General features: G+C 71.0%; 22 protein-coding genes. 4 read left to right on the top strand and 18 right to left on the bottom strand.

What is annotated here, in order from left to right:
* Positions 1-43 precede the first annotated feature (43 nt).
* Entirely contained in the window at positions 44-796 is a 753-nt protein-coding gene (locus OG698_RS25745) for an NDP-sugar synthase (protein WP_399974883.1), read from the top strand.
* 131 nt (positions 797-927) lie between these two features.
* On the opposite strand, the gene OG698_RS25740 is transcribed toward OG698_RS25745, so the two are convergent.
* The 7 genes from OG698_RS25740 to OG698_RS25710 form a co-directional block, all read right to left on the bottom strand.
* Positions 928-2,592, bottom strand: coding sequence for a DoxX family membrane protein (locus tag OG698_RS25740; protein ID WP_406111275.1), 1,665 nt, complete (start codon positions 2,590-2,592; stop codon positions 928-930).
* Positions 2,593-2,683: 91 nt separating this feature from the next.
* On the bottom strand, positions 2,684-3,628 hold the full coding sequence (gene rlmB, locus OG698_RS25735; RefSeq protein WP_399974881.1) for a 23S rRNA (guanosine(2251)-2'-O)-methyltransferase RlmB: 945 nt from the start codon (positions 3,626-3,628) through the stop codon (positions 2,684-2,686).
* A gap of 83 nt (positions 3,629-3,711) precedes the next feature.
* Entirely contained in the window at positions 3,712-5,112 is a 1,401-nt protein-coding gene (gene cysS / locus OG698_RS25730) for a cysteine--tRNA ligase (protein WP_399974878.1), read from the bottom strand.
* Positions 5,113-5,205: 93 nt separating this feature from the next.
* Positions 5,206-5,610, bottom strand: a complete 405-nt coding sequence (locus tag OG698_RS25725; RefSeq protein WP_399974876.1) for a PPOX class F420-dependent oxidoreductase — start codon at positions 5,608-5,610, stop codon at positions 5,206-5,208.
* 72 nt (positions 5,611-5,682) lie between these two features.
* A complete protein-coding gene (ispF, locus tag OG698_RS25720; protein WP_406105700.1) occupies positions 5,683-6,177 on the bottom strand; it encodes a 2-C-methyl-D-erythritol 2,4-cyclodiphosphate synthase in 495 nt (164 codons plus the stop codon).
* A complete protein-coding gene (ispD, locus tag OG698_RS25715; protein WP_100595665.1) occupies positions 6,167-6,910 on the bottom strand; it encodes a 2-C-methyl-D-erythritol 4-phosphate cytidylyltransferase in 744 nt (247 codons plus the stop codon). Before ispD ends, ispF begins: the two co-directional genes overlap by 11 nt.
* 294 nt (positions 6,911-7,204) lie before the next feature.
* Entirely contained in the window at positions 7,205-7,687 is a 483-nt protein-coding gene (locus OG698_RS25710; protein ID WP_003953493.1) for a CarD family transcriptional regulator, read from the bottom strand.
* 676 nt (positions 7,688-8,363) lie between these two features.
* Here OG698_RS25710 and OG698_RS25705 point away from each other — a divergent pair.
* Positions 8,364-9,008: a DUF461 domain-containing protein gene (locus tag OG698_RS25705; RefSeq protein ID WP_406105697.1), complete on the top strand. Its 645-nt coding sequence runs from the start codon at positions 8,364-8,366 to the stop codon at positions 9,006-9,008.
* Positions 9,009-9,101: 93 nt separating this feature from the next.
* Here OG698_RS25705 and OG698_RS25700 read toward each other — a convergent pair whose 3' ends face one another.
* A complete protein-coding gene (locus OG698_RS25700) occupies positions 9,102-9,782 on the bottom strand; it encodes a response regulator transcription factor (RefSeq protein WP_111665435.1) in 681 nt (226 codons plus the stop codon).
* Positions 9,779-11,056, bottom strand: coding sequence for a cell wall metabolism sensor histidine kinase WalK (locus tag OG698_RS25695; protein WP_100595663.1), 1,278 nt, complete (start codon positions 11,054-11,056; stop codon positions 9,779-9,781). The genes OG698_RS25700 and OG698_RS25695 overlap by 4 nt, the downstream gene beginning before the upstream one ends.
* Positions 11,057-11,243: 187 nt before the next feature.
* Between OG698_RS25695 and phoU the strand changes: the two genes are divergently transcribed.
* Positions 11,244-11,927 (top strand): phosphate signaling complex protein PhoU, encoded by a 684-nt coding sequence (gene phoU / locus OG698_RS25690; RefSeq protein ID WP_329572648.1) that lies wholly within the window; start codon positions 11,244-11,246, stop codon positions 11,925-11,927.
* A gap of 79 nt (positions 11,928-12,006) precedes the next feature.
* Here the strand turns inward: phoU and OG698_RS25685 are convergent, their stop codons facing one another.
* The 4 genes from OG698_RS25685 to OG698_RS25670 all read right to left on the bottom strand — a co-directional run bounded on the left by OG698_RS25685 (position 12,007) and on the right by OG698_RS25670 (position 16,766).
* Positions 12,007-12,165: a hypothetical protein gene (locus OG698_RS25685; protein ID WP_326775153.1), complete on the bottom strand. Its 159-nt coding sequence runs from the start codon at positions 12,163-12,165 to the stop codon at positions 12,007-12,009.
* 61 nt (positions 12,166-12,226) lie between these two features.
* On the bottom strand, positions 12,227-13,804 hold the full coding sequence (locus OG698_RS25680) for an APC family permease (RefSeq protein WP_406105695.1): 1,578 nt from the start codon (positions 13,802-13,804) through the stop codon (positions 12,227-12,229).
* Between the two features lie 86 nt (positions 13,805-13,890).
* Positions 13,891-15,243, bottom strand: a complete 1,353-nt coding sequence (locus OG698_RS25675; RefSeq protein ID WP_406105693.1) for an aspartate aminotransferase family protein — start codon at positions 15,241-15,243, stop codon at positions 13,891-13,893.
* A 59-nt stretch (positions 15,244-15,302) separates the two neighbouring features.
* Entirely contained in the window at positions 15,303-16,766 is a 1,464-nt protein-coding gene (locus tag OG698_RS25670; protein WP_406105691.1) for an aldehyde dehydrogenase, read from the bottom strand.
* A 116-nt stretch (positions 16,767-16,882) separates the two neighbouring features.
* Here OG698_RS25670 and OG698_RS25665 point away from each other — a divergent pair, with 116 nt between their 5' ends.
* Positions 16,883-17,497, top strand: coding sequence for a TetR/AcrR family transcriptional regulator (locus OG698_RS25665; RefSeq protein WP_406105689.1), 615 nt, complete (start codon positions 16,883-16,885; stop codon positions 17,495-17,497).
* Here the strand turns inward: OG698_RS25665 and OG698_RS25660 are convergent.
* Genes OG698_RS25660 through OG698_RS25640 form a run of 5 tightly spaced genes read right to left on the bottom strand, consistent with a single transcriptional unit; the run spans position 17,475 to position 21,727 of the window.
* Positions 17,475-18,632, bottom strand: a complete 1,158-nt coding sequence (locus tag OG698_RS25660) for a M20 family metallopeptidase (protein WP_406105687.1) — start codon at positions 18,630-18,632, stop codon at positions 17,475-17,477. The genes OG698_RS25665 and OG698_RS25660 overlap by 23 nt on opposite strands.
* Positions 18,629-19,306 carry a DUF1028 domain-containing protein gene (locus OG698_RS25655; protein WP_406105685.1) on the bottom strand — a complete coding sequence of 226 codons (678 nt, stop codon included), beginning with the start codon at positions 19,304-19,306 and terminating at the stop codon, positions 18,629-18,631. Before OG698_RS25655 ends, OG698_RS25660 begins: the two co-directional genes overlap by 4 nt.
* Entirely contained in the window at positions 19,303-19,725 is a 423-nt protein-coding gene (locus tag OG698_RS25650; RefSeq protein ID WP_406105683.1) for a RidA family protein, read from the bottom strand. Before OG698_RS25650 ends, OG698_RS25655 begins: the two co-directional genes overlap by 4 nt.
* Positions 19,722-21,194, bottom strand: a complete 1,473-nt coding sequence (locus tag OG698_RS25645; protein ID WP_406105681.1) for a 4-hydroxyphenylacetate 3-hydroxylase family protein — start codon at positions 21,192-21,194, stop codon at positions 19,722-19,724. Before OG698_RS25645 ends, OG698_RS25650 begins: the two co-directional genes overlap by 4 nt.
* Entirely contained in the window at positions 21,191-21,727 is a 537-nt protein-coding gene (locus OG698_RS25640; RefSeq protein ID WP_326775144.1) for a flavin reductase family protein, read from the bottom strand. The genes OG698_RS25645 and OG698_RS25640 overlap by 4 nt, the downstream gene beginning before the upstream one ends.
* Positions 21,728-21,790 lie beyond the last annotated feature (63 nt).

Here is a 21,790-nt window from a genome sequence, read left to right as displayed (position 1 = left end):
GCCCTCACGGCCGGCCGGGAAGGGGCCGACGTACAGTGCGGGCATGACGAGCGCCCAGGCCCAGGACCCGCACACGCACAGCCAGCACCACCCCACACAGGCCGTCGTCCTGGCCGGCGGCCAGGGCTCGCGCCTGCGGCCCTACACCGACGACCGGCCCAAGCCGATGGTCGAGATCCCCGGAACGGGGACCCCGATCATCGGCCATCAGCTTGCCTGGCTCGCCGAAGAGGGCGTGACGGACGCGGTCGTCTCCTGCGGGCATCTCGCCGAAGTGCTCCAGGAGTGGCTCGACGGCGCCGAACTCCCGCTGCGTGTGACCACGGTGGTCGAGAAGGAACCCCTCGGCCGTGGCGGCGGCCTCAAGTACGCCGCCGCGCACCTGCCGCACCCCGACCGCCCCTGGTACGCGACGAACGGCGACATCTGGACCCGGTTCTCGCTGCGCGAGATGGCGGACTTCCACGCCGAGCGCGACGCCACCGCCACCCTCGCCCTGGCCCGCCCCCGCATCCCGTGGGGCGCCGTGGAGACCGACGCGTTCGGCCACATCACGGACTTCATCGAGGCCCCGCCGTCCCCGTATCTGATCAACGCGGGTGTCTACGTCTTCTCCCCCGACTTCACGGGCCGGCTCCCGGACCGCGGTGACCACGAGCGCACCACGTTCCCGCGCCTGGCCCGCGCGAAGCGCCTGGCCGGCTTCCCCATCCCGCAGGGCGCGTACTGGAGGGCCATCGACACGGCGAAGGACCTCACCGAGGCCGCCAAGGAGCTGGCCGCGCTGGGGCGTTGAGCCCGCCGTTCCCAGTCTCCCGGTCTCCCGAAGTCCGAATGTCCGGATGTCCGGATGTCCGGTGTCCCGATACGGGAAGGGGCCCGCACACAAAGCGTGTGCGGGCCCCTTCAGGCTTCTACGGGGTGTGGTCAGCCGCCGAGTACTCCGCCGAGGAGACCCCCCGGCTCGTCCCCGCCGCCGCCACCGCCGGAACCACCCGACCCGCCGGTGCCACCACCAGTACCGGTGCCGCCGGCCGTGCCCGTGCCGCCGCTGGAGGCGGGCCCGCTGCTGGACGCCGGGGGCTGCTGGGCCGGCGGGGCCGACTGCGGGGGCGCCTGGCCGGTGCCCTGCGTCTGGCTGGGCTGGCCCGCGCCGCCGGCGGTACCCGCGGCCGGGGCGGATCCCGGCGTGCTCGCCGCGCCGGAGGGCTTCGCCGAAGTGGCGCCCTGCGTGGGCGCGTTGGACGCCGACGGGCTCTGCGAGCGGTGCTGCTTGCGACCGGGCTCCGACGGGAGCGGGGAGCCGGGCAGTTCGTTGCGCGGGGCCTCGCCGGGTCCCGGGGCGGTGACGCGGCCCGCCTCGCGCACGGCGCCGCCGAGCAGCGAGCCGATGAGCAGGGTCAGGCCGACGACCACGGTCGTCACGACGGTGCCGCGGCGCAGCACGTACCGCCGCAGCTCCCACAGTTCGGCGCGCGGGCCGAGCCGGCGCCAGGCGCCGCCCGCGAGACGTCCGTCGATGGAGTAGACGGGCGCGCCCGCGATGATCAGCGGGGACCAGGCGGCCAGGTAGATGATGTCGGGCGCGTCGTAGGCGGGCACCGTCTTCCAGCTGACGGTGACGATGAGGGCGGCCGAGAGCAGTACGCCGAAGACGGCCGCGACGCGCTGCCAGAGGCCGAGCACGGTGAGCACGCCGACGACGACCTGGAGGAAGGCGATGCACAGCCCGGCGCCGACGGGGTGCTGGAGGGCGAAGTCGCGCAGAGGTTCGGCGAGGGCCCACGGGTGCAGCGAGTTGAGCCACTTGACCATGGAGCCGCGGTCGCCGCCGTCGAAGTAGACGGGGTCGCAGAGCTTGCCCATGCCGGCGTACATGGAGATGAAGCCGAGGAAGACGCGCAGCGGGAGGAGGACGACGCCGAGGTTCATCCGGCGGCCGGGGTAGTACGCGTGCCGAACCGGGTCGGCACCGTGCCGCCGGGAGGCGTTGCTCCCGGCCCCGTCGTCGAACTCGTCGTCGCTGAACTCGCCGTCGTCGTACGGGGGTTCCACGTACGACGGCTCTTCGAAGGCGCTGCCGGACTGGCGCATCTGCGGGAGGAGGCGGGTGCCCTGCGCGGCGACCGTGGGCAGTTCGCCCGTGGCGTCGTCCCTGAGGTCGCTGTCGAGGTCGATGCGCGGGATGACCTGGGTGGCGCCGCCCTCCCCGCCCTCGAAGTCGTGCCGGGGCAGCGTGCCTTCGCCTGCTCTGCGGGCCGCCTGGAGGAGACCGGTGGCCCCGGGGTCGCCGGGCGCGGACCGGCCGCTCCAGACGACGGGGGCGCGGCGGCGCGCGGCGGCTGCGCCGACGACGGGGATGCGAGCGGTCTGGTCCAGCGAGCCCAGGTGCCGGCCGATGCGGGGAGACTGCGCCTGCTGCGCCCGGGGGAGCTGCACGCGGAAACTCGCGTGATTGACGACGACCTGCGCGGGATCGCACGGCACCTTCACCATGCTCAGCGCGGGACCGTCGTCGAATCCGGAATCGAATCCGGGGCCGAATCCGGGCGAGCGGTCCCCCGTAGGTGTGCGGGGTGTTCTGGTGTCCACACTCATCTAACCGAGTGATGTGTGTTTAGGACACTGCCTTGAGCGCGTGCAAATGTCCGGACCGCGTCAAGATCGCGGCCCGGACACCCGGTCAGGAACGGCGGCGGGCCGCCTCGTACAGGACGACGCCTGCCGCGACACCGGCGTTGAGGGATTCGGTGCCGCCCGGCATCGGGATCCGCACGCGGTAGTCGCAGGTCTCGCCGACGAGGCGGGACAGGCCCTTGCCCTCGCTGCCGACCACGATGACGACGGGCCCGCCGAGGGCTTCGAGGTCACCGACGGTGTGCTCGCCGTCGGCCGCGAGACCGACGATGGCGATGCCGGCCTTCTTGTAGCCCTCGAGAGCGCGCGTCAGGTTCGTGGCGCGGGCGACGGGCGTGCGGGCCGCGGCACCCGCGGACGTCTTCCAGGCACCGGCGGTCATGCCGGCCGCGCGCCGCTCCGGCACGACGACGCCGTGGCCGCCGAACGCGGAGACGGAACGCACGACGGCGCCCAGGTTCCTCGGGTCGGTGACGCCGTCGAGGGCGACGATCAGCGGGTCCTCACCCTGGTCGTACGCGCCGGCGGCGAGGTCCTCCGGGTGCGCGTACTCGTACGGCGGGACCTGGAGGACGAGGCCCTGGTGGTTGAGGCCGTTCGTCATGCGGTCCAGCTCGGGGCGGGGGGCCTCCATCAGGTGGATGCCGCCGCGCTCACCGGCGAGCTGGAGCGCCTCGCGCACCCGCTCGTCGTTGTCGATGAACTGCTGGACGTAGAGCATCGAGGCGGGCACGCCCTCGCGCAGCGCCTCGACGACGGAGTTGCGGCCGACGACCATCTCGGACGTGCCCTTGCCGCCGCGGCTCTTCAGCGTCGCGGGGCGACGGGTGGCCTGCTTGGCCTTGGCGCCCGCGATGCGGTTCTTCTTGTGTCCCTTGCGCGCCTCGGCGGGCGGCGTCGGACCCTTGCCTTCGAGTCCCCGGCGTCGCTGGCCGCCACTGCCGACCTGCGCGCCCTTCTTGCCGGACATGCGGCGGTTGTTCGCGGCCATGATCTACCTGTCTGTGTGATGCGTATGTGCGTACGTATATGAAGTGTGCCGCCCGGAGGCCCGAGCGGCACATTCGCGCAGGTCTAGCGCGGGCCGAGCGTCCAGCGCGGCCCGGTCGGGCTGTCCTCGATGACGAGCCCGGACTGGCCGAGCTGGTCGCGGATGGCGTCGGCGGTGGCCCAGTCCTTGCGGGCGCGGGCGGACTCGCGCTGCTCCAGGACCAGCCGTACGAGGGTGTCGACGGCCCCGTGCAGGTCCTCGCCGCGCTCGGTCTCGCCGGCCCAGTGCGGGTCGAGCGGGTCCAGGCCGAGGACGCCGAGCATCGCGCGGACCTCGGCGAGGCGGGCGACGGCGGCTTCCTTGTCGTCGGCGGCGAGGGCGCTGTTGCCCTGGCGGACGGTGGTGTGGATGATCGCGAGCGCCTGCGGCACGCCCAGGTCGTCGTCCATGGCCTCGGCGAAGGCGGGCGGCACCTCGTCGGCGGGGGCGACGACGCCCCCGGCCAGCTCGGTGACGCGCTGCACGAAGCCCTCGATCCGCGCGAACGCGGACTCGGCCTCGCGCAGGGCCTCCTCGCTGTACTCGATGGTCGAGCGGTAGTGCGGGGTGCCGAGGTAGTAGCGCAGCACGATCGGGCGCCAGTCCTTGACCATCTCGGACACGAGGACCGAGTTGCCCAGGGACTTCGACATCTTCTCGCCGCTCATGGTGACCCACGAGTTGTGCACCCAGTACTTGGCGAACTCGTCGCCGAAGGCCTTGGCCTGGGCGATCTCGTTCTCGTGGTGCGGGAAGATCAGGTCGATGCCGCCGCCGTGGATGTCGAAGGCGGAGCCCAGGTACTTGTGGGCCATCGCCGAGCACTCCAGGTGCCAGCCGGGCCGGCCGCGGCCCCACGGGGTCTCCCAGCTGGGCTCCCCGGGCTTGACGGCCTTCCACATGGCGAAGTCGCGCGGGTCGCGCTTGCCGGTCTCGCCGTCGCCGGAGGGCTGGCGCAGCTCGTCGAGGTCCTGGTTCGACAGCTCGAGGTAGCCGGGGAAGGAGCGCACGTCGAAGTAGACGTTCCCGTCCGCCTCGTAGGCGTGGCCGCGCTCGATGAGGCCGCGCATCATCTCGACCATCTCGGTGACATGACCGGTGGCGCGCGGCTCGTACGTGGGCGGCAGGCAGCCGAGGGCGGTGTAGCCGTCGTTGAACGCGCGCTCGTTCTCGTACCCGATCGACCACCAGGGCCTGCCCTGTTCGGCGGCCTTCTTGATGATCTTGTCGTCGATGTCGGTGACGTTCCGCACGAACGTCACTTCGTAGCCGCGGTACGTGAACCAGCGGCGCATGATGTCGAAGTTGAGGCCGGACCGGATGTGCCCGATGTGCGGAGCGGCCTGCACGGTCGCGCCACAGAGGTAGATCGAGACACAACCCGGTGTCAGCGGGACGAAGTCACGGATCTTCCGGGCGCTGGTGTCGTGCAGGCGAATAGTCACTCCTCCAGGGTAGTGGGCCCAAGGCAGTGCCCCGCGACCCCTTGGGGGCCACGGGGCACAACCGTGACGTTGTGACGGGTGTCAGGCCACCGTTCAGACCCGGCCGACGACCTTGCGGGGGGTGATCCGCACGACGACGCGCTCGGCGTCGTCCGCGGAGCGGGGGTTGAACTCCGCGTACTTCTTGCCCGTGTACTTGAGGGACAGCTCGTCGATGAGCTCCTGGCCGCCCTCGGTGGTGAGGTCGGCGCTGCCGCGGATCTCGGCGTACGCGTAGGGGTTGTCGGCGGGCTGCACGACGACGGTGACGCGGGGGTCGCGGCGCAGGTTCTTCTCCTTGCGCCGGTCGACGGTCGTGGAGAACAGCACGTCGTCCCCGTCCCGCTTCACCCAGACAGGCGACACCTGCGGGCTCCCGTCGGGCTGGATGGTGGCAACTGTGATGAAGACGGGGGTGTCGAGCAACGCCTTGAGTTCGTCGGACAGCTGGGCGGACATGGAACCTCACTCCTTGGGGGTGCCTGTACGAGTACCCGATACTGCGCCAACATCCGCGCCCGGAGCGGTATTTCAGCCCGTCCTGACGACCAGGGCCGTGGCGATCGCCGCGAGTCCGTCGCCGCGGCCGGGGAAACCCAGGCCGTCGGTGGTGGCGCCGGAGACGGAGACGGGGGCGCCGGCCGCGTCGGAGAGCACCTTCTGCGCCTCCTCGCGCCGCTTCCCGATCTTCGGCCGGGGGCCGATGACCTGGACGGCGACGTTGCCGATGGTGAAGCCCGCCTCGCGCACGATGCGGGCGGCCTCGGTGAGCAGGGTGAGCCCGGAGGCACCGGACCACTCGGGGCGGCCTGTGCCGAAGTGGGCGCCGAGGTCACCGAGCCCGGCGGCGGAGAACAGCGCGTTGCACGCGGCGTGCGCGACGACATCGGCGTCGGAGTGCCCGGCAAGGCCGGGGCCCTCGCCCTCCCACTTCAGTCCGGCGCACCACAGTTCGCGGCCCTCTTCGAAGGCGTGGATGTCGGTGCCGATGCCGACGAGGGGGACGACCGGCATCTCAGAACCCATCGTTGGCCCTCCTGCGGGCGAGTACGGCCTCGGCGAGCACGAGGTCGAGGGGGCGGGTGACCTTGAAGGCCTCCTCGTGCCCGGGCACGACGACGACCGGTTCGCCGAGCTGCTCGACCATGCTGGCGTCGTCCGTGACGTTGTCCGTGACGGTCTCGTGGGCGCGCACGAGCGTGGCGCGGTCGAACCCCTGCGGGGTCTGCACGGCGCGCAGCCGGGCCCGCTCGGGCGTCGCGACGACGAGCTCGGGTCCGCCGTCGGTGCGGGCCTCGACCTGCTTGACGGTGTCGGCGAGGGGCAGCGCGGGGACGACGGCGGGGGCGCCTTCGCGTACGGCTTCGATGACGCCGTCGACCGTGTCGACGGGCACCAGGGGGCGGGCCGCGTCGTGGACGAGGACGACGTCGATGCCGGGCGGCAGGGCGTCGAGGCCGAGCTTCACGGACTCCTGGCGGGTCTCGCCGCCGGGTACGACGACGAAGTCGGTCCGCTCGGGCAGCGCGTGGTCGGCGAGGAGGGTCTTCACCTCGGCTGCGGACGCCTCGTCGGGCGGGGCGACCACGACGACGAGGGAGACGGACCGCGAGGCGGCCATCGCCCGGACAGCGTGGATGAGCATCGGGGTGCCGTTGAGCGCGCGGAGTGCTTTGGGGGCGCCCGGACCGAGGCGTACGCCCCGGCCGGCGGCCGGAATCACGGCCGCGGTGCGCGAGGGCCGCGTTTCGTCAGACATCGCTTCCGTTCAGGTTTGTGTGCTCGACCGAGGTGGGTATGGCCAACACCAGTGCCGGGCGCGACGCCTTGACCGGACCCCTTCCGTGACATCCGGTCGAGCCAGCTGCCCGGGCCCGGCACACCAGCTGAGTCAAGCGGGTAGGCACCACGAGTAGGCACAGAGTGCGGGTACGAACATGCCGCAGCGCCCGGCGACACCATCAGGGGGTCAGCGGGCACCGCGGCATTATTCATGCGCCTGGGCTTTCACCCGGGACTTCTTGTCGCAGCCGCGTGCCGGTCAGGGCACGCGTCAGGACGCGAGAACCTCGTCGAGCAGGGCCTCGGCCTTGTCCTCGTTCGTGTTCTCAGCGAGCGCGAGCTCGCTCACCAGGATCTGCCGTGCCTTGGCGAGCATGCGCTTCTCACCTGCGGACAGTCCGCGCTCACGCTCCCGACGCCACAGGTCACGGACGACTTCCGCGACCTTGATGACATCGCCGGAGGCGAGCTTCTCGAGATTTGCCTTGTAGCGGCGCGACCAGTTCGTGGGCTCTTCGGCGTACGGCGCGCGAAGCACCTCGAAGACCCGGTCGAGACCGTCCTGACCGACCACATCACGTACGCCGACGAACTCCGCATTGTCCGCTGGCACACGCACCGTCAGGTCACCCTGCGCGACCTTCAGCACCAAGTAGGTCTTGTCCACGCCTTTGATCTGGCGAGTTTCGATAGCCTCGATCAGCGCGGCCCCGTGATGGGGATAGACCACGGTGTCGCCAACCTTGAACGTCATGTGACAGGTACCCCTTCCGTGGCTATCCAGGGTAACACGGAAACGGCGTCTTCTGAATGGCGTTTTCGCAGGTCAGGGCATATCTCGGGGCTTGACAACAACAACCGGAACGTGCTGCGGAGGGCTTGCGGAAGGGGGTATTCGCAGGTCGGAGCGGCTCTCCGGCGGAGACGAAACGCGCACCGTACACCTACCTGGAGGCGTCCGCAGGGGGTGGAACATCCCGTTTCGCGCGGTTCGAAGCGCTGCACTTCCGCTACTCCGTTCGGTGAGCCGGAGGCGCGTGCGACCCGAATCCGGAATTGATCACCGTGAGGGGTGATCAATTTTCCGTACCGCCATGCATTCCTTACCGGAAATCCGCAGGTGCTCTCCCGGGACACTTATGCGAATGGTGAACGGGAGGCCAATGCGGCCCGTCATGTCAGGTGAGGTGAGAGGGGCCGAGGGGGGGCCGGCGGGGTGTGATCGCGGGCGGGGCCGGAGGTACTCGGCCCGGTCGGAGCGGAGGATCGGCCGGGGCCGGGATCCATCCGAAACTCCCTAGGGGCGGGTCGGGTGCAGCGGCGCGCGAACGGCTCGGTAACCTGAGCCCGCTGACAGACCCTTAGGGCGGCTTTACACCCGTCCAGGCGTCCAGACCCTTACCGCCCACGTTCTAGGAGTTGCCGCCGCCGTGAGCAGCAGCCTTCGACGCGGCACCCTCGCCGCCGCCGTCCTCGCGTTCTCGATCGCCTCGCTCGCCGCGTGCGGCGCCGGAAACAACGCCCAGACGTTGGGGGTCAAGCCGGACAACGCGGAGACCTCCGTCGGGGACATCCGGATCCAGAACGCCACCGTGATCACGCAGCCCGACCTGAAGTCCACGGGTCCGGCCGTCGTGACCGCGACGCTCTTCAACAATGGCTCCAAGGCCCAGACCCTCGACTCGATCGTGCTCGACGGCGTCGACAAGAAGGCCGAGTTGTCGGCCGCCGACGGCAAGAAGACCGTGACGATCCCGGCCGGCGGCTCCCTCGTGCTCGGCGGCAAGGACAACGCTTCCGCGCAGCTGCCCAACAGCCGCACCGCCGACCTCGACGGTGACGTGCGGGCGCTGACCTTCACGTTCAGCACCACGGGCGCCGTCAAGATCCAGTCGTTCGTCGTGCCGGCCGAGAGCTACTTCAAGAAGTGGGGGCCGAGCGAGATCCCGGCCGTGCCGAGCTCGGAGCCGTCGGAGTCCGCGTCCGGCTCCGCGACGCCCTCCGGGTCGGCCACCCCGTCCGGCTCCGCCTCGCCGTCCGAGTCGGCCTCGGGCAGCGCCGCCGCCGGGCAGTAATCACGTACGTACGCAACGCCGAAGGGCGGGACCCCCGGTGGGGATCCCGCCCTTCGGCGTTCCGCGGCTGGGCCACCGCCGTGACCCGGCGGTTTACGGCTCGAACTTGTAACCCAGGCCGCGCACCGTCACCAGGTAGCGCGGGGCTCCCGGGTCCGGCTCGATCTTCGCTCGCAGGCGCTTGACGTGGACGTCGAGGGTCTTGGTGTCGCCCACGTAGTCCGCGCCCCACACGCGGTCGATCAGCTGCATGCGGGTCAGGACGCGGCCCGCGTTGCGCAGGAGCATCTCCAGGAGGTCGAACTCCTTGAGGGGCAGGTCGACCTTGGAGCCGGAGACCGTGACGACGTGGCGGTCCACGTCCATGCGGACCGGGCCGGCCTCCAGGGCCTGCGGGGTGACCTCCTCGGGCTCGCCCCGGCGGCGCAGGACCGCGCGGATACGGGCGACCAGCTCGCGGGACGAGAAGGGCTTGGTGACGTAGTCGTCGGCTCCTATCTCGAGGCCCACGACCTTGTCGATCTCGCTGTCCTTGGCCGTCACCATGATGACCGGGACGTTGGATCGGCCGCGCAGCTGGCGGCAGACCTCGGTGCCGGGCAGGCCCGGCAGCATCAGGTCGAGCAGGACGAGGTCGGCGCCGTTGCGCTCGAACTCGTCGAGACCGTCGGGGCCGGTGGCCGCGATGGCGACCTCGAAACCCTCCTTGCGGAGCATGTACGACAGGGCGTCGGAGAAGGATTCCTCGTCCTCGACGACGAGCACTCGGGTCACGGAAGGACCTCCGGGGCGGCAGGAATGGGATCGTATGCGGTTGTCTCGTCGGGCCCGTCGGCGTCGTTGCCGACGTGGTGTCCGTATGCGTCGCCGCCTACGTGTCCTGGGCCGCGGTCGCGGGTCGCGCCTGCCTCCGGCAGCCGCAGGGTGAACGTGGAGCCCTGGCCTTCGGAGCTCCACACAGTGACTTCCCCGCCGTGCGAGGCAGCCACATGCTTGACGATGGCGAGGCCGAGGCCGGTGCCGCCGGTGGCCCGTGAGCGGGCCGGGTCGACTCGGTAGAAGCGCTCGAAGATGCGTTCCTTGTCCTTGTCGGAGATGCCGAGGCCCTGGTCGGTGACCGCCACCTCTATGAGGTCTCCGCCGGGTGCGGTGACCCGGCGCGCGGCTATGCCCACGCGGGTTCGGGCCGGACTGTAGTTGACGGCGTTCTCGACGAGATTGCCGAGAGCCGCGGCGAGCTGGCCGCGGTTGCCCCAGATCTGGAGGTCCGCGGTGCCTCCCGCGGCCATGGTGATCTGCTTCGTGCCGGCCTGGTGGCGACAGCGGTCGATCGCCTCGGCGACGAGTTCGTCGACGCGGACCGGCTCGGCGTCCTCCAGCGGGTCGTCGTTCTGCACCCTGGACAGGTCGATGAGCTCCTGGACCAGGTTCGTCAGGCGGGTCGCCTCGATCTGCATCCTGCCTGCGAAGCGCTCCACCGCCTCCGGGTCGTCCGACGCGTCCATGACCGCCTCGGAGAGGAGGCTGAGCGCGCCGACCGGGGTCTTCAGCTCGTGGCTCACGTTCGCCACGAAGTCGCGGCGGACCGCCTCGATGCGGCGGGCCTCCGTCAGGTCCTCCACGAGGAGCAGGACCAGGCGGGAGCCGAGGGGGGCCACACGCGCGGAGACCGCGAGGGCGTCCCCGCGCCCGGTGCCGCGGCGGGGCAGGTCGAGCTCGACCTGTCGTATCTCCCCGTCACGGCGGGTGTCCCTGGCCATGAGGAGCATCGGCTCCACGGCCAGCTTGCCGCCTCTGACCAGGCCGAGGGCGTACGCCGCCGAGCTGGCCTTGACCACGCTGTCCGCCTCGTCGAGGACGACGGCGGAGGAGCGCAGTACGGAGAGGACGGTGTCGACGCCGGGCGGAAGGACCGGGTCCGTGTGCAGGGAAGTACGGGTGGGGCGTTTCTGGTCGCGTTCGCTCCAGCGAAACGCCAGCATGGCGATCACGCCGGTGCACACCCCGGCGATCGCTGCCGCTGCGGCGACCGCCGCGTTCACGTCCATGCCTCCAGGTTATGCGCCCTGTCAGCACTGCCCACAGCCGTCCGAGTGGTAGCTCGAACACTCGTCGCCCAGAGTTCACCTTGGATACAGAGGTGATTCATTTGGGGTGACGGAAACGGACGCGTACAGGGCCGAACGTGGGAGCGTGGGGCACAGCAGCCCCGCAGTGAGTGAGAGGGACAGTTGTATGCGTGACGCGTACCACGAGGAACTTGACTCGATCGGCGAGGGCCTGGTCGAGATGGCCCGCCTTGTCGGGTCGGCGATCGGGCGCGCCACCACGGCCATGCTCGACGCCGACCTGAAGCTGGCCGAGAGTGTCATCGCGGGGGATCAGAAGGTCGACGATCTCCAGCATGACCTGGAGGCGCGGGCGATAGCCCTGCTCGCGCGCCAGCAGCCCGTCGCCACGGATCTGCGGATCGTCGTGACCTCGCTGCGGATGAGCGCGGACCTGGAGCGCAGCGGTGACCTGGCGCAGCACGTCGCCAAGCTCGCCCGGCTGCGGTTCCCGGACAAGGCCGTTCCGCACGACCTGCACGCGACCGTCCTGGAGATGGGGCAGCTGGCGCAGCGGCTCATGGCGAAGTCCGCCGAGGTCATCATCACCAAGGACGTCGATCTCGCGCTCCAGCTGGAGCAGGACGACGACGAGATGGACCTGCTGCACCGGACGCTGTTCCAGCACCTGATGGACGACCGGTGGAAGCACGGCATCGAGACGGCCGTGGACGTGACCCTGCTGGGCCGTTACTACGAGCGCTTCGCCGATCACGCGGTCTCCGTGGCCAAGCGTGTGGTGTATCTCGTGACCGGTGAGCACGCCGACGAGATCCAGGCGCCTCAGCCGCAGCCTGTCGACGGCAGCTGAGCCGGGCCCCTCTCGGGGGGCCTGTCTGCCGGGGGCCCCGCACCTGTCTGGTGCGGGGCCCCCGGCATGTTCCGTCGTGTCAGCCCGAGCAGCCGCCGCACTGGCACGGCGCGCCCGACTGGCAGCCACAGCCGCAGCCCGAGCCGCAGCCGCAGGCGCCTAGCAGGACCAGCCGGTGCGGCTGCGGGACTTCCGTGGGCTGCTCTGCGATGGCTTCGGGGGTGGGGGACTCGGCCATGGTGTTCCCTCCTCAGGGCGAACTGCCTGTCTCCCAGTTCATGCCCAGCCCGGCGGGCGCGTCAACGGCGCACGCGCGCGCGGTCGTTCGCCGCGCCGGCCACTGCGTGACCGATGGTGCCGATGAGGAGCAGGGCGACGACCGTGCCCAGCGTGAATGCCTCGAACGCCGTCCGTGACACCCCCCACGTGCCGTGGAAGTCGTACCTAATCCCGAGCAGCGCCTCCAGCGTGCCCGGGAACAGGGCCGTCCATGAGCCGGTCAGGATCCACGCGTAGACCAGCGTCGCGCAGATCATGAACCCCTTCGTCCCGAACGGGACCTGGTAGGGGCGAGGTACGTCCCGGTGGCGCAGCCGCAGGACCGCCAGGGCCGGGATCACCGTCAGGTACGAGAGCAGCAGCGTCGTCACCGCGACGGTCAGGACGACCGAGAACACCGCCGCCGCGTCGCCGTCCGCGAGCCGCATCGCCGCCACCATGAACACCGTCGCGATCGCCCCCGACAGCAGGTTCGTGCGCACCGGTGTGCCCAGCGTGGGGTGGAACGCGCCCAGCTTGCGGCTGAAGAACCCGCCGTCCGCCGCCGCCATCGCCTGCATCCGGTCGCTCACGATCATCCATGCGCTGCCCTGGGTGAGGAGCGCGAAGACGAAGAGGAGCGCGGTCGCCTTCAGGAGTGCGCCGCTTGCGCCTCCGTAGATCGTGAAGATGGTCTGCGCGCCCTCCATGAAGCCGCCGATGCCGGTCACCTTCCCGGGCGGGACCACGGAGAGGATCGCCAGTACGGGGAGCAGATAGCAGGCCGCCGCGATCGCCGCGGAGCGGCCGAGGGCTGTGGGGACGTCGCGTTGCGGGTTGTGCATCTCCTCGCCCGCGGCGTTCGGGGCCTCGAAACCCACGTACGCGAAGAGGAGCACCGGGACCAGGGCCAGGAAGCCCGCCGTGGTGGGGCTGAAGGTAGTGGCGGCTGTGGTGTCGTCCGCCGTTCCTGTCAGGCCCTGGAAGCCGTGTGCCATGCCGTACGCCACTGCCGTCGCCGTGAACACGGTGAGCGCGAGGACCTTGGCCGCCGCGCCCGCCGTGGTGATCCATTTGCCTTTGCGCAGCGAGACCACTGCCGTGAGGATCGCCGTCCAGATGAACACCGTCTTGAACGCGTAGTCCGCGAACGTGCCCTGGCCCAGGCGGAACACGAAGCCGTCCCACGTCTGTGCCGCGATGAAGACGAGCGAGCCGCCCAGCCAGATCGGGTTCGTCACCCAGTAGAAGAGCGTCGTGACCGCCGCCGTCAGCCGGCCGAACGCCAGTTTCACCCAGACGTAGGGGCCGCCCTCCTGGGGGAAGGCCGCGCCCGTCTCCGCGAAGAGCAGCGCGTACGGGACGAGGAACGCGACCGCGATGACCGCCGTCCACGTCACCGCCTCTCCGCCGCCCGTCGCGATCTGGCCCACCGTGTCGAAGGAGATCACCGCCGCCACGGCCATCGCCGTGATGTCGAAGCGGCGGAGGCTTCTGTGGAGGTTGGGGGTGGGGGTGGTTTCTTCGCCGGTGGACTCCGCGGCGGCGGATTCCACGGCGGCGGATTCCACGGCGGCGGTGCTTGGTGGTGGTGCTGCTTGTTCTTTGTGGTCGGGCACGTCTGTGTCCTCGGGGCTGGGGACGGGTGGGACCGTGCGGGTGGCTGTGGGGCGCGACTGATGCACTCGGTGCGGGGGCCCGGGGGCTACTTGGTGATCTCGCCCGTCGGTGTCGTGCGTTCGAGGACCGAGCGCATCGCCGTGGCCGCCTCCTTCGCCTCCTGCTCCGTCATGATCAGCGGCGGGGACAGGACCAGGCTGTGGGCCGAGTCGCGGACGATGACGCCCGTCTCCTTGCGGATCACGTCGTGCGGCATGCGGGCCGGGTTCAGGGGGAGGGGGGTGCGGGTCTCGCGGTCGGCCACCAGCTCGACCGCCAGCATCATGCCCACCGAGCGGATCTCCCCCACGATCGGCAAGTCACCCAGCTCATCGGTGAGTTGGGTGTGGAGGTGTTCGCCCATCGTGATCGCTCGGGGCAGGAGGTTCTCCCGTTCGATGATGTCCAGGTTCGCGAGGGCCACCGCCGCCGCCACCGGGTGGCCGTTGTACGTGTAGCCCATCGGGAAGCCGTGGTCCTGGAGCAGCACCTCCGTCACCCCGTCGGAGACGAGCAGGGCACCGAGCGGGGTGTAGCCCGACGTGATGCCCTTCGCCGTGGTGATGATGTCCGGCTTCACGTCGAAGTGCTGGGCCGCGAACCATTCGCCCACGCGGCCGTACGCCGTCACCACCTCGTCGAAGACGAGGAGGATGCCGTGGCGGTCGAGGACCTCGCGCACGCGCGGCCAGTAGTCCGCCGGCGGGACCAGCATGCCGCCCACGCCCATGATGGGTTCGCCGATCATCGCCGCGATGTTGGAGGCCCCGATCTCCGCGATGCGGCCCTCCAGTTCGGCGATCAGGAAGTCCGTGGGGTCGGCGTTGCCGTAGAGCTCCGTGCGGTACGGCCACGGCGGCGTCAGGTGGCTGACGTGCGGCATCATCGGGGCGAAGCCCTCGTGGTAGACCGGGAATCCGGTGGCCGAGCCGCCTCCGTAGCCGATGCCGTGGTACGCCTTGTCGCGGGCCAGGATCCAGGTGCGGGAGCCCTCACCCCTGCGGTGGTGGTAGTAGCGGGCCATCTTGATGGCCGCCTCGTTGCCCTCCGAGCCGCCCGACGTGAAGTAGACGTGGTTGAGGTTGTCGGGGGCCAGCGTGCTGAGGCGTTCGGCCAGCTGGATCGCCTTGTCGTTCGAGAACTCCCAGAAGCTCGTGAAGTATTCGAGCTGCTGCATCTGCGCGTGCGCCACGTCCGCGATCTCCTTGCGGCCGTGGCCGACCTGGGCGAGCCAGAGCCCGCCCGTCGCGTCGAGGTAGCTGCGGCCCTCCGCGTCGGTGAGGCGGCAGCCCTTGCCCTCCGTCATCACCACACGTTCCTCGGCGGTACCGGGGAGGTAGGGGTGGATGATGTGCGCCCGGTCCATGGCGGCAAGCTGCTGTGCGGGGGTGAGGGTCATGGTGTTCGTCCCTTCGGGAGAGGGTGGGAAGTTGTCCGGGCGGTCTCGGTCGGGCCCGGCTACGCGTACGTGATCCACGTCGTCTTCAGGCCCGTGTACTTGTCGAGCGAGTGGAGCGACAGGTCCCTGCCGTGGCCCGACTGCTTGAAGCCGCCGAACGGCGTCAGCGGGCTCAGCGCGTCGACCGTGTTCACCGAGACCGTCCCTGCGTGCAGGGCGTCCGAGACGCGGTGGGCGCGGGCCAGGTCCCTCGTCCACAGCGAGGCCGCCAGGCCGTACGGGGAGTCGTTGGCGGTGCGTATCGCCTCCTCCTCCGCGGTGAAGGCGTGGACCGTCAGGACCGGGCCGAAGAGTTCCTCGCGGGCCAGGGGCGCATCGGGGTGCAGGCCGGTGACGATCGTGGGGGTGAGGTAGGCGCCGTCGCGCGTGCCGCCCGTGATCACCTTGCCGCCCGATGCCTCGACCGCCGCGAGGACCCGGGTCGCCTGGGCCTCGTCGACCAGCGGGCCGAGGTTCGTGCCGGGGTCCAGGGGGTCGCCCGGTACGAAGCGTGCCGCGTGCTCCGCGACGCGGGCCGTGAAGTCGTCGGCGATCGAACTCTCCACCAGAAGGCGGGTGTTGGCCGAGCAGACCTGGCCCGCGTTGTACGCGAATCCCCAGGCCGCGCGCTCTGCCGCCGCGTCCAGGTCCGCGTCCGCGAAGACCACGTTCGGGCTCTTGCCGCCCGCCTCCGGCCAGACCTGCTTCATGTTCGACTCGGCGGAGTAGGAGAGGAAGCGGCGGGCGACCTCCGTCGAGCCCGTGAAGACCAGCGTGTCGACGTCCTTGTGCAGGCCGAGGGCCCGGCCCGCGGTGTCACCCGTGCCGGGGACGACGTTCAGTACGCCATCGGGCAGTCCTGCCTCCGCTGCCAGTTCGGCCAGGCGCAGCGCCGACAGCGGGGACTGCTCCGCCGGTTTGAGTACGACGCTGTTGCCTGCCGCGAGGGCCGGCGCCAGCTTCCAGCTCGCCAGGTCCAGCGGGAAGTTCCACGGGACCACGGCGCCCACCACGCCCAGCGGAGTACGGCGGACCGTCGCCAGGCTGCCCGGGGGCGTCGGCGCGATCTCGTCGTACAGCTTGTCCGCGGCCTCCGCGTACCAGGCGAAGACGCCGGCCGCGCCGGGCACGTCCGTGCCGTAGGACTCGGCGATCGGCTTGCCCATGTCGAGGGTGTCGAGGAGGGCCAGCTCCTCGGCGTTGGCGGTGATCAGGTCGGCGAGCCTGAGCAGGACGCGCTTGCGGGCCGCCGGGTCGGTGCGGGACCAGCGGCCGTCCTCGAAGGAGGCGCGGGCCGCGCGGACCGCCGCGTCGATCTCGGGCGCTTCGCCGCGCGTGACGTGCGCGGTGACCTTGCCGGTGGCCGGGTTGGTGGTGGGGAAGGTGGCTCGGGTTTGCGACTCGGTCCATGTGCCGTTGATGAACGCCCTGGTACGTGGCGTCAGTTCGGCTGCTCGGCGCTGCCAGTCTGCGTAGGTGTTCATACGGCGGCTCCCCTCTATTTCTTTGAGATCGGATTCAAACAATGGGATGCCGGGTCGTCAATGCCCTGAACGCAAGGAACTTGATTTATTTGAACCGAGTAACAGAGAATTAACCCATGGGGAACAAGCCTGGGAGACCGAAGAACCAGACGGCGCGCCGCGAGGCCCTCGTCGACGCGGCGGGGCGCGCCATCGCCGATCGGGGCCTGGAGGGGCTGCGCATCAAGGACATCGCCGCCGAGGCGGGGATGTCGGCGGGGTCTGTTCTGTACTACTACCCGGAGATGGGCGAGCTGGTCCTGGAGGTGCACCGGGGCGCCGTGGAGCGCTATCTCGCCGCCCGGCAGGGGGCCGTGGACGGGGCGACCGGGGCCGCCGCACGGCTGCGGGCTCTCGTGGGGAGCGGGCTGCCGGGCGGCTCGGGGGACGCCGTCCACGGACTGCTCTTCGAGCTGCACCGGCGCGCCGACCGCAGCTCCGGGCACGCGACCCTGATGGCGTCGCTCTTCGCGCGCGAGGTCGCCCTGTACGCGACCGTGCTCGAAGTCGGCGCGGCAGTCGGCGAGTTCACGCTCACGGAGCCCGTCGCCGACCTCGCGCGCAACCTCGTCGCGCTGGAGGACGGCTACGGGCTGCACATCGTCAGCCGCAACGCCGAGCTGACGCCGGACGTCGCCCGGCGCCTGCTCCTCGGCTACGCGCGGACGGTCACCGGCTGCCCGGAGCTGTGAGCCGGGCCCTCTCGCCGTCGTCGCCCGCGAGGGCCACCGCGGTGAGCGCCATGCCGAGCGCGCCGTCGAGGACCGCCCGGTCCGCGTCCGGGGTGACGCACGCCGCCGCGAACTCCTTCTGGTGGTTGACCGCGGGCAGCGAGTTGATGCCCAGGTAGGGGTGGATGGCGGGCAGGACGCGGGAGACGTTGCCCATGTCCGTGGAGGCGCGGTTCATCCGGGCCGCCGGGGATCCGGAGCTGTCGAACGTACGGCCAAGGGATTCGGCCGCCCGGCGGTAGGCGGCCAGCATCGCGGCGTCGTTGCGGAACTCCGAGTACGGGCGGGACTCCGGCTCGATCTCCAGGTCGCAGGCCGAGGCGAGCGCGCCGGCCTCGAAGCACCTCTCGACGCGCGGCTGGAGCGCGGACAGTTCCTCAAGGCTGCCCGCGCGCACGTACCAGCGGCCCTCGGTCAGCTCCGGGATCGCGTTCGGGGCCTCCCCGCCGCGCGTCACCATGCCGTGCACGCGCGTCGTGGAGGGGAGCTGCTGGCGCAGGAGGCCGATGGCGACCTGGGCGACCGTGAATGCGTCCGCCGCGTTGCGGCCCTGCTCCGGGTAGGCCGCCGCGTGCGCCGCCTTGCCGTGGAAGCGGACCTTGAGGTGCGCGACCGCGTACGGGTCGGCCTCGGCGACGTCCGCGGGCCCCGGGTGCACCATCATCGCCGCGTGCACCCCGTCGAAGGCGCCGCGCTCCAGCATGAGGATCTTGCCGCCGCCGCCCTCCTCGGCCGGGGTGCCGAAGACGGTGACCTTGAGGCCCAACTCGTCGGCCAGCGAAGCGAGTCCGGCCGCCGCGCCCACCGCCGCCGCCGCGATGACGTTGTGCCCGCAGGCGTGGCCGAGGCCGGGCAGCGCGTCGTACTCGGCGCAGATCGCGAGGTGGAGCGGGCCGCTGCCGACGGTGGCGGTGAAGGCGGTGGGCAGGCCCGCGGTGCCGGTCACGACGTCGTAGCCGAGGTCGTCGAGGGCGTACGCGGTCCAGCGCGCCGCCTTCTCCTCCTCCCACGCCACCTCGGGGTTCGCGTGGATGCGGTGGCTCAGGGCGAGGAGTTCGGGTGCCGCCTTCGCGACCGCCTCGCGCACGGGCCTCACTCGTCCCCCGGCACGCCGTAGTTCGGCGCCGCGTCCGGGGCGAGGGCCCGCTGCACGTACGCCTCCTGCTGCGGCTCCCACAGTTTCCACAGGTGCGCGAGCTCGGCGATCGGGTCGCCCTCGGTCCAGTCGACGCGCAGGTCCGTCACCGGCCACTGCTGTACGTCGACGACGAGGAGTCCGGCCGAGTGGACGGGTCCCGCCTCGCCGCCCGCCGCCGCGCCCGCCGTGAGGGCGTCGACGAGGCGGCGGGCGAGCGGAGCCTCGGGGTCCGCGCCCGTGAAGGCGTCGAGTACCGCCCGGGGGACGCCGGGGCCCGACAGGAGGTTCCCCGCGGCCACGGCGTCGGGGCCGACCGCCTCCGCGTACGTGCCGAGGGTCCGCGCGCCCGAGAAGGCCGCGCCGGGACCGGAGGCGCCGACGGCCGTCAACTGACGCCATTCGGAGTGGGGTTGGGCCGCCACTTCACGCACAGCCGTCTTTGCGGGCACCCCGGATTCCAGGAGGTCGAGCAGGCGGGCGCCGAGGCGCGGGTCGGTGACGTTCTGCGAGCAGACCGCACCCACTCCGGGCCGTACATGCGCGCAGCGCGCGGCGACGGCCGGCGAGGACGAGGTGACGGCCACCCCGAACCGGCCCGTGCGCGGACACCGCGCGGCGATCGAGAACGTCATCGGCGCTCCTTCGGGATGACGGCCGTCGCGTCGATCTCGACGAGCCACTCCGGGCGGGCCAGCGCCGACACGACCAGGCCCGTGGAGACGTAGTGGACGCCCTTCAGCCGGCGGCCCATGACGCGGTAGACGGGCTCGCGGAAGCGGATGTCCGTCAGATAGACGGTGATCTTGACAATGTCCTCCAGGCGGCTGCCGGACTCCTCCAGGAGGATCGCGATGTTCGCCATGGCCTTCTCGGCCTGGGCGGCGACATCCCCGACGCCGACGTTCTCGCGCGTGTCGAGATCCTGGCCGATCTGGCCGCGCAGATAGACGGTGCCGTCGGCGACGACCGCCTGCGCGAGGTCGTTGGACAGGTCCTGCTCGGGGTACGTGTCCGCCGTGTTGAAGGGGCGGATGCGCTGGTGGGTCGTCACTTGGCCGTCCTCCCGAGCGTGCCGAGGACGTTGTCGCTGAGCCCGGCCGCGTCCTTCACCAGGTCGAGCGGGCCCTCCCAGTCGAAGTTGCGGTACACCGCGCCGAGGTGCGCGAACGGCGGGGACTGCGCGAAGAGCTGGAACGTCAGACGGTGGCCCGCGTAGTCCGAGTTGAGCAGGTCACGGGCGTACGCGAGGAGCTTGCGGCGGTCCTCGGCGACCCAGTGCTCGTTGATCGAGTAGAACTTGTCGAGCCACGGCTTGGTGTCCGGGTGGTCGAAGGACGCCTTGTCGGGCGTGATGCAGATCTGGCCGCCGCACAGCTCGCGCGCGATGTGCATCATCTCGTGCAGCTGCGAGCAGGCCAGGACGCGGCCGGTGTACAGGAGCGACTGGTTCGGCATGAGGAGCCCGCCGGGGCTGGGCTCCGCCATCGCGATGGACGCGGTCAGGTGCGCGTTGATGCCCTCGCGGTAGCAGGCCAGCGTCGCGAGCTTCTCCTGCACGGCCTGCTGCTTCTCCAGGCCGGTCTGCTTCACGTTCCACAGCGCGGCGCCGATCATCAGGTCCGCGAGCCGCAGATTGCGCTGCGTGAACGCGAACGCGCTGTAGCGGTGGAGCGTGGCGCGGATGAAGGTGGCGGCCTTGGTGTCCCGGTAGAAGAGGACGTTCTCCCAGGGGATCTCGACGTCGTCGAAGACGACCAGGGTGTCGACCTCGTCGAAGCGGCTGGAGACCGGGTAGTCGGCGGGCGGCTTCGTACCGGCGAAGCCCGTACGGCAGATGTACTTCAGGCCGGGCGAGCCCATGTCGGCGATGAACCCGAGGGCGTAGTCGGAGAGTTCGGAGTCGCCCCAGTTCGCGATGGTCGGCTTCGTGAACGCCTGGTTCGAGTAGGCGGCGGCCGTCTCGTACTTGGCGCCGCGCACGACGATGCCGCTGTCCGTCTCCCGCACCACATGCAGGAGCATGTCCGGGTCCTGGTCCTGGGGGCGCTTGGAGCGGTCGCCCTTCGGGTCGGTGTTCGCGGAGACGTGGAAGGGGTCGGCGTACAGCGCGTGGTCGATGTGCCGCTTGACGTTCTCCGCGTACGCGGGGTTGATCGCGTTGAGGACGTCCTGGCCGTCGATGAGCGACCAGACCTCCCCGATCGTCTCGTCACCGACGCGGGTCACGACACCGCCGACGTCGCTCAGCACGGCGTCCGTCGCGGCCCGCTTCGCGTCCCAGTCCCCGCGGGTGCGCGGCGGCTTCTGCTGGATCGCGTTGACCTCACCGGCCGTCTCGTCCTTGTACGTCATGGAGTCCCGGGTCTGCGGGTCGTGCGCCATGTCGTAGATCCGGGCGCGTATGTCGACCAGCGGCTTGAACGCGGGGTGCGTGGTCACGTCGGTGACCTTCTCGCCGTTCATCCATACGTCGCGGCCGTCGCGGATCGACTCGCGGTACTGGTCTCCGGTGCGGATCATGCGCCGTGCTCCTTGAGGGAGTTGAGGGGGCTCGGGGTGGCATACGTACGGGCGTGGTGGACGAGGGGGTGCGCGCCGGACACCGCGGAGGCGACGACCGCGCCGAACAGGACCTGGTGGGTGCCCTGCGTCACCGAGTCGGCCAGCCTGCAGTCGAAGGCGGCGGCCGCGCCGCGCAGGACGGGGGCGCCGGTGGCGAGCACGTCCCACTCGGCGCTGTCGAAGTCGTACGGGCCGCTGCCGCGGGCGGGGCGGCCCGCGAACACGTCGGAGACGTGGGCCTGGCCGGCGGCGAGGACGCTCACGGCGATGACGCCGTTGCGCACGGCGGCCGCGGCGAGGGGGCTCCGCTCGTTCACACACACCAGCAGCGAGGGCGGGTCGGCGGAGACGGAGCACATGGCGGAGACGGTCTGGGCGAAGCGACCGGCCGGTCCTTCTGTGGAGACAACGGTCACGCCCGTCGCGGCGTTCCCCATCGCGGCCACGAAGTCCTGGCGGGATGTGAGGAGTTGGTCCGGAGCAATGGTCACGAGCGGCCTCCCTCGGAGCGAGTGGGCTGTGGTGCGACCACTATGGGAGCCGGGACCTGCATC

The organism is Streptomyces sp. NBC_01003, from assembly GCF_045162695.1.
Taxonomy (GTDB): Bacteria; Actinomycetota; Actinomycetes; order Streptomycetales; family Streptomycetaceae; genus Streptomyces.
This window is presented reverse-complemented; position numbering and strand designations above follow the sequence as displayed.